The 15,972-nt window shown below is 41.9% G+C and carries 18 protein-coding genes and 1 pseudogene; 16 read left to right on the top strand and 3 right to left on the bottom strand.

Annotated elements, in window-relative coordinates:
• The first annotated feature begins 455 nt into the window (after window positions 1-455).
• The 7 genes and pseudogenes from HDC92_RS02850 to HDC92_RS02815 all read left to right on the top strand — a co-directional run bounded on the left by HDC92_RS02850 (window position 456) and on the right by HDC92_RS02815 (window position 5,804).
• Entirely contained in the window at window positions 456-1,544 is a 1,089-nt protein-coding gene (locus tag HDC92_RS02850) for a hypothetical protein (RefSeq protein ID WP_183872166.1), read from the top strand.
• Between the two features lie 44 nt (window positions 1,545-1,588).
• Window positions 1,589-2,512 (top strand): class I SAM-dependent methyltransferase, encoded by a 924-nt coding sequence (locus tag HDC92_RS02845; RefSeq protein ID WP_183872164.1) that lies wholly within the window; start codon window positions 1,589-1,591, stop codon window positions 2,510-2,512.
• Between the two features lie 343 nt (window positions 2,513-2,855).
• Window positions 2,856-3,500: pseudogene (locus HDC92_RS25090) on the top strand (DUF6266 family protein).
• Window positions 3,501-3,657: 157 nt separating this feature from the next.
• Window positions 3,658-4,035 (top strand): hypothetical protein, encoded by a 378-nt coding sequence (locus HDC92_RS02830; protein ID WP_183872158.1) that lies wholly within the window; start codon window positions 3,658-3,660, stop codon window positions 4,033-4,035.
• Window positions 3,954-4,517 (top strand): peptidoglycan-binding protein, encoded by a 564-nt coding sequence (locus HDC92_RS02825; protein WP_221270906.1) that lies wholly within the window; start codon window positions 3,954-3,956, stop codon window positions 4,515-4,517. Before HDC92_RS02830 ends, HDC92_RS02825 begins: the two co-directional genes overlap by 82 nt.
• A gap of 11 nt (window positions 4,518-4,528) precedes the next feature.
• Complete coding sequence (locus tag HDC92_RS02820) at window positions 4,529-5,155, top strand: DUF6266 family protein (RefSeq protein ID WP_183872156.1); 627 nt, start codon at window positions 4,529-4,531, stop codon at window positions 5,153-5,155.
• A 10-nt stretch (window positions 5,156-5,165) separates the two neighbouring features.
• Window positions 5,166-5,804, top strand: a complete 639-nt coding sequence (locus HDC92_RS02815; RefSeq protein WP_183872155.1) for a DUF6266 family protein — start codon at window positions 5,166-5,168, stop codon at window positions 5,802-5,804.
• Window positions 5,805-5,812: 8 nt separating this feature from the next.
• On the opposite strand, the gene HDC92_RS02810 is transcribed toward HDC92_RS02815, so the two are convergent.
• Together HDC92_RS02810 and HDC92_RS02805 are read right to left on the bottom strand one after the other, a co-directional pair.
• Entirely contained in the window at window positions 5,813-6,205 is a 393-nt protein-coding gene (locus HDC92_RS02810; protein ID WP_183872153.1) for an acyl-CoA thioesterase, read from the bottom strand.
• A gap of 42 nt (window positions 6,206-6,247) precedes the next feature.
• A complete protein-coding gene (locus HDC92_RS02805; RefSeq protein ID WP_183872151.1) occupies window positions 6,248-6,802 on the bottom strand; it encodes a hypothetical protein in 555 nt (184 codons plus the stop codon).
• A gap of 216 nt (window positions 6,803-7,018) precedes the next feature.
• Here HDC92_RS02805 and HDC92_RS02800 point away from each other — a divergent pair, with 216 nt between their 5' ends.
• From HDC92_RS02800 to HDC92_RS02785, 4 genes are all read left to right on the top strand, one after another.
• On the top strand, window positions 7,019-7,210 hold the full coding sequence (locus tag HDC92_RS02800; protein WP_183872149.1) for a hypothetical protein: 192 nt from the start codon (window positions 7,019-7,021) through the stop codon (window positions 7,208-7,210).
• Between the two features lie 214 nt (window positions 7,211-7,424).
• Complete coding sequence (locus HDC92_RS02795) at window positions 7,425-7,853, top strand: hypothetical protein (protein WP_183872148.1); 429 nt, start codon at window positions 7,425-7,427, stop codon at window positions 7,851-7,853.
• Window positions 7,854-7,944: 91 nt separating this feature from the next.
• Complete coding sequence (gene dinB, locus HDC92_RS02790; RefSeq protein ID WP_183872146.1) at window positions 7,945-9,102, top strand: DNA polymerase IV; 1,158 nt, start codon at window positions 7,945-7,947, stop codon at window positions 9,100-9,102.
• A 3-nt stretch (window positions 9,103-9,105) separates the two neighbouring features.
• Window positions 9,106-12,045 (top strand): DNA polymerase III subunit alpha, encoded by a 2,940-nt coding sequence (locus HDC92_RS02785; protein ID WP_183872137.1) that lies wholly within the window; start codon window positions 9,106-9,108, stop codon window positions 12,043-12,045.
• Here HDC92_RS02785 and HDC92_RS02780 read toward each other — a convergent pair.
• Complete coding sequence (locus HDC92_RS02780) at window positions 12,042-12,509, bottom strand: Lrp/AsnC family transcriptional regulator (protein WP_012781530.1); 468 nt, start codon at window positions 12,507-12,509, stop codon at window positions 12,042-12,044. The genes HDC92_RS02785 and HDC92_RS02780 overlap by 4 nt on opposite strands.
• Before the next feature lie 178 nt (window positions 12,510-12,687).
• Between HDC92_RS02780 and HDC92_RS02775 the strand changes: the two genes are divergently transcribed.
• From HDC92_RS02775 to HDC92_RS02755, 5 genes are all read left to right on the top strand, one after another.
• The gene (locus HDC92_RS02775; RefSeq protein ID WP_183872135.1) at window positions 12,688-13,548 is read left to right on the top strand and encodes an RNA polymerase sigma factor RpoD/SigA; all 861 of its coding nucleotides are present in this window, start codon (window positions 12,688-12,690) and stop codon (window positions 13,546-13,548) included.
• A 12-nt stretch (window positions 13,549-13,560) separates the two neighbouring features.
• Entirely contained in the window at window positions 13,561-14,166 is a 606-nt protein-coding gene (locus HDC92_RS02770) for an alpha-ketoglutarate-dependent dioxygenase AlkB family protein (RefSeq protein ID WP_183872133.1), read from the top strand.
• Between the two features lie 94 nt (window positions 14,167-14,260).
• Window positions 14,261-14,860, top strand: coding sequence for a TetR/AcrR family transcriptional regulator (locus HDC92_RS02765; RefSeq protein ID WP_012781533.1), 600 nt, complete (start codon window positions 14,261-14,263; stop codon window positions 14,858-14,860).
• Window positions 14,861-14,874: 14 nt separating this feature from the next.
• Window positions 14,875-15,306 carry a DoxX family protein gene (locus HDC92_RS02760; RefSeq protein WP_012781534.1) on the top strand — a complete coding sequence of 144 codons (432 nt, stop codon included), beginning with the start codon at window positions 14,875-14,877 and terminating at the stop codon, window positions 15,304-15,306.
• A gap of 43 nt (window positions 15,307-15,349) precedes the next feature.
• The gene (locus HDC92_RS02755) at window positions 15,350-15,949 is read left to right on the top strand and encodes an LEA type 2 family protein (protein ID WP_012781535.1); all 600 of its coding nucleotides are present in this window, start codon (window positions 15,350-15,352) and stop codon (window positions 15,947-15,949) included.
• The last annotated feature ends 23 nt before the right edge of the window (window positions 15,950-15,972 follow it).

The following is a 15,972-nucleotide window of genomic DNA, read 5'->3' as shown; positions in this document are numbered from 1 at the left end:
CGGTATCGAAATTTATCAGCGCCTGTTTAATGATTTCAATAATGTTTTTATATGGATTTTCTTTGGGGTCATTAAAAAAAGCTAAATAATCCATGTCCACCCTGGAATAATTTGCTAATAAATCCATGTGTTTACTCCATTCCGGGAACAAGTGGGTAATTTCAGAAAGTTTTGTTTCAGACTTTTGAACTGGTAAACAGCAACTGTCTCTACATATTCGTTTCTGAAGGCGGCTTTTTCTTCAGAAAGGCACCGGGCCAAGCTTCATCGCATAAAAATCATCGTTAATGATTAGACCTGTGTGTGCTAAGATGCAGTCTTTCTGCAGCCCAGATAAGTTTAAGTGTTGACAGGCAGCAGGACATAAGTAAGTTCTTTTTTAATTAAAGTTTGTATGTATAAGTAAATTATATAATAAAAACTAAATTAGAAAAAAATATATACCTGATTGTTGCATGGATATTGAAAAAAAGGAAGAGTTTATTGAACGAATCTATTATTTGTTATGTGGAGGCTATAAATATCTTTATGAAACAGGTAAGCGAACAGGCCATTGGGACGATATCCGCGGCACTGCGTTAGCAGGAATTGCACTGGATTTTAAGGAGCCGGCTAACTCTGTTTGGCTTAGACTTATTAGGAATTGGCTCATCAAAAATCAACTTAACCAGGGAGATGTTGCGGGAGCGTGGGGAGAGGAGATTTGGGATACTGCAATGTGTGTTATGGCTTTAAAAAGCTTCGAACTTTCATCCAAGGATCCTATCATTAAAACATCCATCGACTGGATTGCATCATTATACCAGATTAATAAAAGAAATAATTGGCATGACGAACCATGGGAAACATGTTGGGCTTTAATTGCGATTTTGACTTCTGGAACCATTCCGTCCAATATTAATGTGGAAGAACCAGTGAAATGGTTACTTGAATTTCAGGAGAGCGATGGGAGAATTATCGCACCACATTATACCGCATATTATCTGATCATCTGGGACAGATTAAAAAAAACCAGATTATCTGAAGAAGCAGCTGTTCAATTTGAGAAAGCTAAAGAGTTAGGTGTTGGCTACCTGAAGAATCTTTTGAAAGATGCCTCAGATGATACACTATGGAGTGGTGAAGCCTGGGCTAATGGACAGATATTATGGGCAATGAGCTGCATAGAGCCCTCTATAATAGAAGATGAGCAGATTACGGAAAGAATTGTAAAGTGGTTTGAGGTTACACAGGGGACACTTGGTTGCTGGTCTGATATCGAAGATACATCTTCAGCGATTATAGGCCTTTACAGGCTTTTAGAAGGTATTACAAATTCTGCTGAATCACTAAAGGGAAGGGGAATTAAGCAAACGCTCCAAAAGCGACTGCCAAGTCCGGATATCTACATAAAAAAACCTTTTATTGAAAAACACGTAGAAACAGGTGGCATCTCCATTCACCTAAACAATCGTCTGATTAAAGTTCTTGCTATATTTGGAACTCTTTGCGCGGGTTTTGTCACCATTTACAGCCTTTTTGATATTATTAAAAAATTACTTTAACGTTATGAAAGATCAGATAGTTCATATCTTCAACGAAATGGAAGATGAATATGACGAAATCGTTGACCTTTGGTATTCCTGGATATTCTCAAGACTACATTATATATTATATTATTGCTAAGAAAATCATAAATAGTTGGACTTCTCCTAAACGGGTTTTAGATATTGGCTGCGGTACTGGCTTTCAATCGTTACTTTATGCAAAATCGGGGGCAGAGGTAACAGGAATTGATATATCTGATCGTTTGATTGAAGTGGCGAAAAGGAAGTTACGTCATTTTAATCCCTTGAAACCAATTTCTTTTTTCGAACCTAAATTTAAATTTGTAGCGGAGTATGAAAATAGAATCAATCATATTTTGGAAAAACTACCGCAACGGGATTTTAAGCAACCAAAGTTTGTTTTGGGTGATGCACAGAACATTGCAGAGGAAAGCGGTTCTTTTGATCACATCAATTGTTGTGGTAGTACCTTTAGCTTTATTGACGATTATCAAAGCGCAATAACAGAAATTCACCGATGTTTAAAGCCTGACGGTACTTTTATTTTTGAAGTTGAATCAAAAAATAACCTGGACTTATTTTGGCCATTATTTGATTCGACAATTTTTTTTGGTAAGCTGGAATATGAAACGGGTTTTAAGGAAGCTGTATCTCAGTCTTTTGGATCTATTGGAAAACACATAGAAGTAGAGTATCCATTTGGAGATGTAAAAAACCCCGTTTACATGAACATTCGGCTATTCAAAAAGAAAAAGTTAATAAAGGAATTGGCAGAGGCAGGACTTTATGTTGAACGATGTTACACTATACATTCTATTACTAACATGATCCCGAGTACTATTCTAGATTCAGAAAACCCTGGCTTTTTTACAAAAGCTTATTTTAGATTGCTTAGAAAATTAGAAGAAAAATTTCCTTTTAATTTGCCAGGCTGCAGTTTAGTTTTGATTGGTCGGAAAATTTAATATAGTTTTCTGAACAATATAGCTGTTCCAAATAGTATCAATCGCGTTTACTTAAACGGACAGAAGATTGATATTGTTATAAAAACGATGCCTAAGGTTCCTTTGATGCAGAATTTTGATGAAAGGGAGATAAAAGCCTTGGGTTGATTGTGCCAAACTGTGACAAAATTGCGTCAAACAGTGTCATAGTGATCTGACTATTAGTTATTTATGTTTTATTGAATTACGTTTGATGTACCATTTGGTGCCAGAGTAACCAGGCTTTTCGAGGAAGGGCCGAGGGGGTGAAACCGGGATGCAGGTGGTATAATTAACAGAATGTTTTACAATAAAATGTTAGCTTATGGGAATTCAGCATTGGGGCGCTTTTGGCGGTTTCCAAAATCAGACGGGCCCACTGGTAGGACATTGGGTAAACGGACAAAACGTGATTACAGCTATTCCTCACCCTTCACAAAACCCACCAACGGTGGCACAGATGAACACGCGGGCCAAGTTTAAAACAGTAGTCAGCTTTTTAAGACGCTTAACACCGCTGATCAGGGTGGGTTACCAGAATGCGCATAAGGAAACGCAGACGGCATTTAATGCCTGCTTTGTGGATAATTATGCAAATGCGGTGACCGGAGTGGCACCAAACTACCTGATAGACTATCCGAAATTGGTTTATAGCAAAGGGCAGTTGAGTGGCGCTTATAACGCCTAGGTGGAAACGACAGTGAACGATACCATCAAGTTTAGCTGGCTGGGTACTTTGGCGACCGAAATTGGTGCGCCTACGGATATGGCCACTGTGGTGGTTTATAATCCGGTAAAAGGACAGTTTGTTACACTGGTTGGTGCAGCAGCACGGTCGGCCCTGACTTACAGTTTGCTGGTGCCGGGGGATTTTAGCGGGGATGAAGTTCATGCCTATATCTCGTTTGTATCGGCAGATGGTAAAATGGCGAGTGATTCGCGTTACGTTGGCGAGTTTACAGTTGTTTAACTAGAAAATTTGGTGATCTCTTCGGAGTCTGGCATCTCTTAGGCTCCTGAAACGGAGCAAAGAGCGCCTAGGTCTCCTCTGAGACACCAAATTTTCTTTCAGGGCGGTTATTTGTATGAGGTGTCAGCTATTATTTCAAAATTTAAATCAGGAAAAGATGAAAGAGTTAATAATTAATAGAGGATTGTTTTTCCTCAGGGCCATGATGCAGGCGAAAAAAGAGCATCATTTAATGGGAATTTTATTGGTGATGTGGGCGACAGTTACACTGTTTTTTAGCAGCCCGGAAATGAGTGCGGGAATTAACCAGAGTATCCCTTTACTGGTGATACTGGGCCTGATTACTTACCTGCTCTTGCTGGAGATGAGCTGGTGGTTGTTTAACCGGTTTTTGAGCAGGATGGGCTATCCGCCGGTTGAGGCAATGGTTTTACAGTTTAAAGAATTACAACAATGGCAGCAGTTAAGTTTTTTATGGGCATTGTATGCCTTGTTATTATTGGCCGGGGCAATATGCATGGCCGCAATTTTATAAATTATGAAAACAACAAAAAAGAAATTGTCAGCGGGCGAAGCGCCCCTCACAATGAGGCCGCAAGGCTCATCGGTATCGCCAGAAAAGAAATCGGTGTTAGGGAATCTGGTCACAATAGTGGTGCGAGAGTCGGTGAATATCTTGCTTACGTGGGTTTTAAAAAAGCTGCGCCCTGGTGTGCTGCGTTTTGCTCGTGGTGCTTCGGAAAAGCAGGGTTAATGCAGCCGAGAACGGCCTGGAGCCCCGGTTTGTTTCCGGCATCAAGATTAGTCAGAAATGGCTTGCCAGGAATGCTTATCGGGATATATTTTCCTTCATTGAAAAGACTAGGACATTGTGGGATGATAGAAAGGGTACAAGGGAGTCTGGTTTTTTCCATAGAGGGAAATACGAATGTTAATGGGAGCAGGGAAGGAGATGCGGTGATGCGAAAGGCAAGGCATAAAAGGAGTATTGCAAAGTACAGTGATTGGTTATACTAATTAAAAATGTTATGGGAATTTTAAGAAATGGGATGTTCGGTAATTTTGAGAACAGGACGGGCCCCCTGGTGGGCAGGGTGATCAGGAAGCGTAATGTAATTACCGCTGTTCAGCACAGGAGCTCCAGGGAGAAAACACAGAGACAGCTTGATCAGCAATTGAAATTTGCATTGGTTTCGGCTTTTTTGAAAAGGTTTAAAGGTTTGATTGCTGTCGGTTTTGCAAATGTGGATCGTCGCCATGCGTTTAATGCTGCGGTTAAATACAATTTCAGGAAGATCGTAATTGGGGATTCGCCGGCGTATGGCATTGACTATAGCAAACTGGTTTACAGCAGGGGTTGTTTGGCGGGGCCAAATTCGCCTTCGGTTACTGTGCAAACAGATAGCTTATTGATCAGCTGGTTGCCTCATGCACAATCACAACTAAATCGGTATTCGGACAGGGCAAGTTTTTTAGTGTATTGTCCGGAGAGGCAAATAACAGTAATTTTTGCGGGGCCGGTTAACAGGGCATCCCTGGGCTTTGAGCTGGCTTTGCCGGTGGGTTTGACCGCGTTTCCAATGCATCTGTATATGAGTTTTGTAAGTGCGGATGGCAAGGAGGTAAGTAATAGTATGTATTTAGGAATGATTTAATAATAAGATTATGGGAACTTTAAGAAATGGTATAGCAGGAAATTACAGGGGTAAAATTGGAAACCTGATTTTTTATGAGGTAAAAGGCCGGCAGGTGGTACGCACGGTGGGTAAAAGTACCGTGCCGCCTACACCGGCACAACTGCAAAACCGAAATGAAATGGAGGCAGTAGTGAGCTTTTTGAGGCCACTGAAGGAACTGATCAGTATTGGATTTAACATCAAAGCGAAAGGAACTAGTTGTACACCCTATAATATGGCGGTGTCTTATAACAAGATACATGCGGTAAAGGGCGCTTATCCTAATGTAACCGTAGCTTATGAAAAGGTATTGGTTACGGAGGGGAAGATTAGGGAAGCAGATGATCCAATGGTTGAACTGAAGCCTGAGGGTTTGCGCTTTAGCTGGTTTTGTCCTGCCCATCTGGAATGGCCGAGACCAAACGACCAGGTAATTTTGCTGGCTTATTTCCCTAAACTGGAGAAAGCGGAGTATTTATTATATGGCCCAAGCCGGATGAGCGGAGTGGCAAACCTGCCCCTGTCGCCCGATTTGCTGAATGCTTATATGGAGGTGTATATCTCTTTTATTGCACTGGACAGGAAACAGATTGCCAATAGCTGTTATCTGGGGAATTTCAATTTGTAATGCGAATATTAAAAGCCTAAAGTATCAAAGATCTCTCCCCTGTTAAGTCGCCCGTTTATTTGGGCAATTACCTCTACTTTTGCATTCAGGCAGAGGGCATTGTCCGGCATGCGGTATAGGTCCTGATAAAATAGGAGTTTTAACCCTTTTTTTTCTGTCCGGAGTTTTACCGTGAAAGTATCTCCACTGGTAAGCGACCTTTTAAAATCCATTTCTATTCTGGATACCATTACCAGGATACCTTGTGCTGTTAGGGTCTTAAAGGAAATTGCTTTTGAGAGCAGGTATTCATGGCGTGCATGTTCTAAATAAGACTGGTAGACGGCATTGTTTACAATGCCCTGGATATCACATTCGTAATCTCTTACTTTTAATTGAATTTCAAACACGTAATCTTGCATATTTTGTAAAGATCATAATATATTATTGGATAGTAAATCAAATTACCTAATTTTCTGTTCTCTCAGGTCTTTTGCAATACCTTTGATAAACAGGTAATTTACCGTTCCGCCAATTACCCCGCCAACAACAGGTACCAGACGCCGGCTTGCCTTAGAGCCTATGCTCATCAGGATTTTCTCGGCAACTTCTTCCATTACATTTTTACTGATGGCCAGCTTGGTATCGGCTTTAACAGATGATGCTACGATTTTGAAAAAATCCTCAAAGCGGATTTTATACCTGCCCGTGTTGTGGTAGGAAATGGCCAGTGTTACGCGAAACTGTTGCATAATCAGGTTGATCACATCCAGGGGTGTGCCAATCAGCATGGTACTGATCCCACCTACACCAGTAAGCGCGCCCGAACCTGCCGCCAGTAATGCACATTGATTGATAAACCTATCAATGCCCATCGTATCTACTCCCTTTTTGATGCCCAGCTGGTCTATCTGGTTAAAAATTTGCTTAAAACCACCTTCGGCAAGGCTTGTAAAGCTATTCCTGACATCTTTTTTGATTTTTTTAAAGTTAATCCGCTTCCAGGATGGTAAGTTCATTTCTTTTTATTTGATATCAGGGTATGTACTACTTTCATGCCAGAATAAATACCAGGTCATTCTTTTTCCAATGCTTAGGAAACCCACAGCCTTAAACCCACATTTCAACGATTGAATCTGCCTTTATAACTAGCCTTTATTTCCTGTTTCATTTTACCGGCATATATTTAATCATCGGTTCAATAAAATTGATCTGGCATTTGAAAGGAGGAAAACATGAAAAAGTATAATCAATTTGACTGGGAGGTGAGTGTGCTCTTTGACAGGTATCCCAACGGTTGTGGAAAAGAATGTTACTGCAGCAGCCCTGCCGATGATTGCGGCTGTGAGGATTGTCAGAAAAGACATGCTTACAAGATCTATTATAGTCCGGCTTTGAAGTCGTTTAAAGATTACAGGCTGAATTAAACCTGTTGGAACAAAACAGGCAGGGTAAAACGACATAAATAGATAATTCGGTACAGACCTGCCCTGGTTATTTTTTGTGAAATATTATTTTGAATTGATCTGGTATTTTGATTAAACCTTCGGTATTCCATGTAGTCCAATGTTATTTGAGTATAGCTTCAGATATTTGTGATTCGCTCCAGTTTTTTGTGTAGAAACAAATTTTCATTGCTTTATGGACACAAGTTTTTTGTTGAATATTAAACGCCTGGACGATTATTATCGGAACTTAAGGTTTCAAACCGGAATCTGGAGCCGCCTATTGTGGCTGGACAATGGGAAGGAAATGATCTTTGTTTCTTCAGGTACTGTTTTCAACCCGGAGCACTATTCGCAGGACGGATGGATCCTGCTCTTTAATGAACTTTTTTTGCAAGATTTTCTGCAGCGTTATCCCGAAAGTTATAACAATGGCTTATTGCTGGAAAAGGGGCTGGGCCGTTCGGTTATCCCCTTAAGCGAATCCCTCAGGAAAGAGCTGAACGACCTGGCAGGTTTGTTGAGCAGAGCTATTGCACAGGGACAGTCTGAACTTTATCTGCAATCCTATGCAGACCTCATCCTGCTGAATGCCAATAATACTTATGCAAAGGTAGCGCGGTAGGAATACATTTATATCAACTAAAAGTAATAGTAAATTTGTTGTTTTGCTAAATATTTTAGTATAGATTTGCTGTACCTAAGTTTTTATTTTTATGTCTTCAGATAAGCACATCATCCACATGGATCTGGATTCTTTTTTTGTATCGGTAGAGATTAAAAAGAACAGTAAACTGGCAGGTAAACCCGTTATTGTTGGTGGCTTGTCAGATCGCGGAGTGGTTACTTCCTGTAGCTATGAGGCAAGGAAATACGGGGTTCATTCGGCCATGCCCTCAAGGCTGGCCCGGCAACTGTGCCCCCATGCTGAATTTGTGAGAGGAAATATGGACGATTACAGCGAGCATTCGCGGATGGTGACCGAGATTCTGCAGCAAAAGGTACCTGTTTTAGAAAAGGCATCGATTGATGAACACTATATAGACATGACAGGGATGGAACGGTTTTATGGCTGCATGAAATTTGCCCGTGAGCTAAAGGAGCAGGTATTTAAGGAAAGTGGCCTTCCGGTTTCTTTTGGCTTGTCAGTTAATAAAACAGTTTCAAAAATTGCTACCAATGAATGTAAGCCGAACGGGGCATTACAGGTGGAACAACTGGAGATACCCTCATTTTTAAACCCGCTGTCTATCAAAAAAATACCGGGACTGGGTGCAGCCACTTTTTTGAAGTTAAGCGAAATGGGGGTTAGAAAGATCCATACTTTTGCGCAGATTCCCCAGCAGCAGGTATATAAGGTTTTGGGAAATAATGGCTTGTCATTGTGGCAGAAGGCACATGGTATAGATCATGCTCCGGTAATTCCTTACAGGGAACAGAAATCGATCAGCAAGCAGCAGACTTTTGAAAGCGACAGTATAGATTTTACACAGATCAGGCAATTGATCACCGGAATGGTGATAGAGCTGGCCTATGAACTCCGGAAGCAGCAAAAACTAACAGCTTGTGTTACCATTGTGATCAGGTATTCCAATTTTGAAACCATTACCCAACAATGCCGCATTCCTTATACTGCGCTGGACGACACGCTGATTGTCAAAGCCAAAGAACTTTTTGAACGTGCCTATACCCGAAGGATGCTGATCAGGCTGGTAGGAATCAAATTGTCTGCATTGGTAAACGGTTATGAACAGATTGGTTTGTACAGTGCTTCAGAGGAAAAATATAACCTGTACCAGGCCATGGACAAGATCAGGAACAGGTATGGCGAGAAGGCGATAGCCATGGCCTCTACACTCAGCATCAAATTGTAGGCTATGTTTTTAAATGTCCACTCTTCCTATAGCCTGCGTTATGGCACCATGTCTGTAGAACAGCTTGTAAAAGAGGCAGTTTCTTTGGGAATTGAGCAAATGGCCATTACAGATATCAATAACTCTACCGGGGTAATGGAATTTATGCGGGAATGCAGGGCGCATGGCGTCAGGCCGATCGGTGGAATAGAATTCAGGAAGCAGAATAAATTGTTATATATCGGTATAGCCAGGAACAAGGAAGGAATGAAGGAACTGAACGACTTTTTGACCTTTCATAACTTCAGCAAAAAGGAATTGCCCGCCAGGGCAGATGCGTTTAAAAATGCCTGTGTGATCTATCCTTATCAAAGCGGCATAGCAGTCGGGACAGATGATTTTATAGGCATCCGGCCAGGACAGTTGAACCTGCTTTACGGAAGGGACCTGAGCCAGCTGAAGGATAAGCTGGTAGTTTGGCAGCCGGTAACGGTTTACAACCGTTTACACTACCGCCTGCATGAATACCTGCGGGCAATAGACCTGAATACACTGCTTACTAAGGTTGATGAAGGTGATAAATGCAGGCCGGACGAGCATTTTTTGCCCCCCGGTGAGCTGAAGCATTTGTATGCCGCTTATCCTTTTATTCTTGAAAATACAGAAAAATTAATGGCGGGTTGTACCCTTAATTATGTAAACAAAGAAAGAAGGAACAAAAAGACTTACAAAGGGAGCAAGGCAGAAGACAAACTGCTGCTGGAACAGCTGGCTTGGGCCGGACTTGAGCAGCGTTATAAAGGTGAAAATCATGAGGCCGCAGAACGGTTGAAAAAAGAACTGGAAGTTATCGAAGAGCTTGATTTCTTTGCTTATTTTCTGATCACCTGGGACATCATCCGCTATGGCAAAAGTAAGGGCTATTATCATGTAGGCCGGGGATCAGGGGCAAACAGTATTGTGGCTTACTGCCTGTTCATCACCGATGTAGACCCGATAGAGCTGGATCTTTATTTTGAGCGGTTTCTGAATAAGAACCGCAGTTCGCCCCCGGATTTTGATATAGATTATTCATGGGATGAAAGGGAAGATATACAACAGTATATTTTTAATACTTATGGCGAAAAGCATACGGCCATGCTGGGTACGATGAGTTCATTTAAAGACCGGTCGGTCTTCCGGGAGATTGGTAAGGTAATGGGATTGCCCAAAGCAGAGATCGATGATTTCCTAGATCCTGTAAAACAGGAAGAGCACAAAAAAAATCCTGTTTATAAAAAGATTATTGCTGCGCATAGCATGATGGAGAAAATGCCTAACCAACGTTCTATACATGCGGGGGGGATATTGATTTCGGAAGATCCAATCACCTATTATACCGCGCTGGACCTGCCCCCAAAAGATTTTGCCACGGTACAATGGGACATGTACGAAGCAGAAGCTATAGGGCTGGATAAATTTGATATTCTGAGTCAGCGGGGCATTGGCCATATTAAAGAGGCCGTGCAGCTCATCAGGCAAAATACGGGTGATGTGGTCGATATCCATGATACCAGGAGCTTGCTGAAAGATCCCAGACTTAATGGTTTGCTGAAAGAGGGTAACAGCATTGGCTGTTTTTATATCGAATCGCCCGCCATGCGGCAATTGCTGGTCAAACTGGCTTGTGAAGACTACCTTACACTGGTGGCAGCCAGTTCCATTATCAGGCCCGGTGTAGCACAATCTGGTATGATGGCGACCTATATTTACAACTATCACCATCCTGAAGAAGTGAAATACCTGCACCCGATTATGGAAGAGCACCTGAAAGATACCTATGGGGTAATGGTTTACCAGGAAGATGTAATCAAAATCTGTTACCATTATGGAGGACTTGATCTGGCAGATGCTGATATCCTGAGAAGAGGAATGAGTGGAAAGTACCGTTCAAAAAAGGAATTTGACCGCCTGATAGAGAGTTTTTTTATCCATGCAAAGAAAGAGGGCAGGGATGAGGAGGTAACCAAAGAAATCTGGAGGCAGGTGGCTTCGTTTGCCGGATATAGTTTTTCTAAGGCCCATTCCGCAAGTTATGCGGTAGAGAGCTATCAGAGCTTATTTTTGAAGACTTATTACCCTAAAGAGTTTATGGTTGCTGTACTCAATAACTATGGAGGCTTTTACCAGCGTTGGGTATATGTGCACGAGTTACGTAAAGTAGGGGCCGTAGTACACCTGCCCTGTGTAAACCACAGTGAAGATGTGGTAAGCATCAATGGGTCAGATGCCTACCTGGGTCTGATTGGTATTCAGGGGCTGGAGAGCCGGTACATGACCCTGATCCCCAAAGAACGGAGGGCCAATGGTCTGTATAAAGGATTGGAAGATTTTGTACGGCGTACAGGAATCACACTGGAACAGGCCATCCTGCTCATCAGGATCGGTGCATTGCGCTTTACAGGTTCCAGTAAAAAAGCCTTGCTCTGGGAGGTGTACAGTTACCTGGGCAATAAGCAACCGGAAGTACCCTCACAGGAACTTTTCCGGATGGAAAGCAAAGCCTGTGTGCTTCCGCCCCTGGATTCAGACAAACTGGAGGATGCATATAATGAACTCGAACTGCTGGGCTATCCGGTAAGTATGGGAATGTTTGACATGCTGAAAACAGACTACAGAGGTGATGTGAAAGCTTCAGGTTTAAGAGCATATATTGGTCAAACTATAAAAATGGTAGGTTTGTACGTCTGCGAAAAAACAGTGCACACCAAAAACAACAAAAAAATGTGGTTCGGTACCTTTTTAGACGCTGAGGGGAATTTCTTTGATACCACACATTTCTCTACCCATACACCTGTATACCCTTTCAGGGGAAAGGGCTGTTACCTGATATTGGGCAAAGTGGCGACAGATTTTGGCTTTCCAAGTATTGAAGTGTTCCGCTTTGCCAAATTGCCCCTGGTAGATAACCCGGTAATGGCTTAAAAGGGATAGGCTGTTTCAGTCTTGATCTCGGACATTACAAAAAAACTCTGGACCGTGCCGATATTACTAAGCTGTGCCAGTTTGCTCCTCAGAAAATTGTGATAGGCATCCATATCAGAGATCACGATCCTGAGAATAAAGTCGAAAGCCCCTGTCATGTGGTAGCATTCCATCACTTCCGGAAATTTTACCACCTCTTTTTCAAAGCCGCTCAAAGCACTGTCGGTATGTTCTTTTAGCTGTACCTGCGAATAGGCAATCAGGCTTTTGCCAATCTTTTTGCCATCCAGAATGGCTACCGAGCGTTTGATATAACCTTCCGTTTTTAACCGCCTTACCCTTTCATGAATGGTAGCCGTAGATTTGTTCAGTTCCAGTGCCAATTGCTTATTGCTCAGCAATGCGTCCTGTTGCAAAAGCCTTAAAATGCCAATATCTGTTTTGTCGAGGTCTCCCGTATTCATTACCTTTAATTTGATGAAAGTGTACCAGTTACACTGAGATTTCGAAATTAATAAAAAAATAAACGCTGAAACTCAAATTTCCGTAAAAAGTGCAAATTTTATGACTTATTTCCGTAAAATAGTCGGAAATAAACAAAGTCCATTGATCTGAAATTCAATTCTTCTGACCTTGCCTGCGATGAGACAATTAAAGATAGAGCAGTCCATTACCAACCGGGATTCGGACTCGATAGAAAAATACTTGTATGACATTGCAAGAATTGACTTACTAAGCGTTGAAGAAGAGATTGTGCTTGCCCAGAAGATCAGGAAGGGAGACCAGTCGGCATTAGACCGCCTGGTAAAAGCCAACCTGCGCTTTGTAGTATCTGTGGCCAAGAAATATCAGAACCAGGGCATCCGTTTGTCCGACTTGATTGCAGAAGGAAACCTGGGGCTGATTAAAGCTGCCCAAAGGTTTGATGAAACTAAAGGCTTTAAATTCATCTCTTTTGCTGTCTGGTGGATCCGTCAGAGTATTATGATCGCAATTGCCGAACAGAAACGTATCGTCCGTCTGCCTGCAAACCAGATCGGTGGAATCATGAAGATTAACAAGGCTATGGCTGACCTGGAACAACAGCTGGAACGGGTACCCAGTCTGGAAGAAGTTTGTGAATTTATTGAACTGCCGGAAGAAAAGGTGGTCGATTATCTGCACCACGCCCCCATGACAACTTCCCTGGATACAGTAATAGCGGAAGAATCTGGTTTTACCCTTGCCGAAACCATAGAGGATACCAATATAGAAAAAACAGATACTACGGTATTGCAGCACTCTGTTACTGTAGATGTGAAGCGACTAATGAGAGGACTGCCGGAACGCGAAAAAGAAATCCTGTCCATGTTTTATGGTTTGGGTGGCTATCCGGCCATTGGCCTGGATGAAATTGGCGGTAAGATGAACCTCGGTAAAGAACGGGTAAGGCAGATTAAAGACAAAGCCCTGAAAACATTAAGATCGGAACAACCAAAAGCATATATGATGGAATATATCTGATATATTTACCTCATGGATAAATCACTGTATCTGGATCATTTAAACCTGCTGCCTATTCCTGGAGAAGCATTTTTTTACCCCGGCTTTTTTACTGAAGCAGAGAGTGACCAGTATTTTCAGGAGCTGACGCATCAGGTAACCTGGAAACAGGAACCCATAAAGGTTTTTGGTAAGGACATATTGCAGCCAAGGTTTACCGCATTTTATGGTGATGAAGCAACAAGCTATAGTTATTCCGGTATTACCCTAAATGCCATGCCATGGATAGATACCTTAACGCGTATTAAAGAAAATATAGAGACTAAATTTGATGTGGAATTCAATACCTGCCTGCTTAACCATTACAGAAGTGGTGCCGATAGCATAGGCTGGCATCGCGACAATGAAAAGAACCTTGGCCAATATCCCTTCATTGCATCTGTAAGCTTTGGCGCATCCAGGATATTCCAGTTCAGGCATTATACCGATAAAATTCCCATCATTTCTGTTGAACTGACGCATGGCAGTTTATTGATCATGAAAGCTGATACACAACATTTATGGGAGCACAGACTACCTAAAATCCTGCGCCCTGTAGGGCCCCGTATCAATTTAACCTTTCGCCTGATCCTTAAATAATATTGTTTAATTTAAGTCAGAAAAACCAATATTGTTTTGTAAAAACAATTTATCTGTTACTTTTGTTAACACTGTTAACTAAAATATATACCGTATGGGAATTGCAGAAAGAAAACTCCGTCAGAAAGAAGAATTCAGGGCAAGCATCCTCGAGGCTGCATGGCTGCAGGTTTTAACAGATGGCTGGCAATCCCTCTCTATCCGTAAAATAGCCGATGCCATAGAATACAGCATTCCCGTTATTTACAATCATTTCGAGAACAAGGAAGCCATATTACTGGAATTTACCAAAGCAGGCTTTCAAAAACTGGCAGATGCCCTGCAAAAGGTTAAAATACAGCATAAAGATCCGGCATTACAGCTGGAAGCCATAGCTAACGCTTACTGGGATTTTGCTTTCGACCATAAAGAATATTATCAGCTGATGTTTGGTTTGGGTATTCCAGCCTGCGACCGGATAAACCAGGTTGCTGAGCTGAAGAATATGACCACCATCATGATCTCGAGCATTCAGGAAGCCATTGCTGCCAGTACAAACAAAGAAGCAGACTTTTTCCTTAAATACCATACCTACTTTTCAATCCTCCATGGCCTGGTATCTATACAGATGATCGAAAAGGACGGTAAACCTGCTGAAGAAAACCGGAGGATATTACAGGACGCAATTTCTGGATTTATAAAATCTTTATTTTAATCTAAACTAATTTTATGAAACGATTATTTAACACCAATTTTAACAATGAAAGTGTACACTTTATGTTGCTTGTACTGCGGGTGGCAGCTGGCGCTTTTATGCTTGTTCACGGTTACCAAAAACTGGGCTGGATTACTGCCGGCGGAGAAATACAGTTTGGGGATCCTATAGGTGTAGGCCCGGTATTGTCCCTTTATTTAGCCGTATTTGCCGAATTTTTCTGCTCCATTTTACTGATCCTGGGATTGGCCACCAGGTTTGCCCTGATACCACTTATCGTTACTATGGTTGTTGCGGTGGGTATTGTGCATGCAGCGGATGGCTTTGATAAAAAAGAACTTGGATTGCATTATCTGGTTGTATATCTGTTTCTGCTGGTTGCCGGGGCCGGAAAATATAGTATAGATAACCTGATCAGTAGAAACCTGAGTGGTCGCAGAAGGTAAACAGGCATCAATTTTGATGACTGTAATCTAAACACACATACTGATGAAAAGAATCTTCTTATTATGCCTTGCAGCCCTGGCCCTATCCGGTTGTGGTATCAACCAACAGGCAGCGCAAATCAAGGCACTCGAAAAATGTACTTACCGGATTACCTCGGCCGATCAGATTACACTTGGTGGGGCTGATGTGAAAAAAATGGTAGCTAATGGTGACGTTAACCTGGGTAGTTTGCCGGCCCTGGCCCTGGGTTTGCTCAGAAAAGACGTTCCTTTAAGGGCACGCTTAAATCTGGAAGTTAAAAATCCGACAGGCAATGCTGCTGCCATTAATGAATTTGAATATAAGATCCTCATCAACAGACAGGAACTGGCTACCGGTTTTGTAAACCAGGCGCTCAATGTTGCAGCAGGTCAATCTTCTACTGTGCCGGTTGATATGGAGGTCAACGTTTATCCTTTTATTTCAAACAGCAAGGTAATGGGAGAGATCAGCGATTTCCTTAAAAGCAGTAAAGGAGGCCCGGAAAAGAAAGGCATACTTACCCTTAAGATCAGGCCCAGTATTAAAGTAGGCAATACATTGGTCAAATATCCGGGTTTTATTACAATTGATAAGGAAGTAAGCAGTAAAATTCTCCTATAAAAAGGGTCGTATTTTTGCAGGAT

Source organism: Pedobacter sp. AK017, assembly GCF_014200825.1.
Classification (GTDB): Bacteria; Bacteroidota; Bacteroidia; order Sphingobacteriales; family Sphingobacteriaceae; genus Pedobacter; species Pedobacter heparinus.
This window is presented reverse-complemented; position numbering and strand designations above follow the sequence as displayed.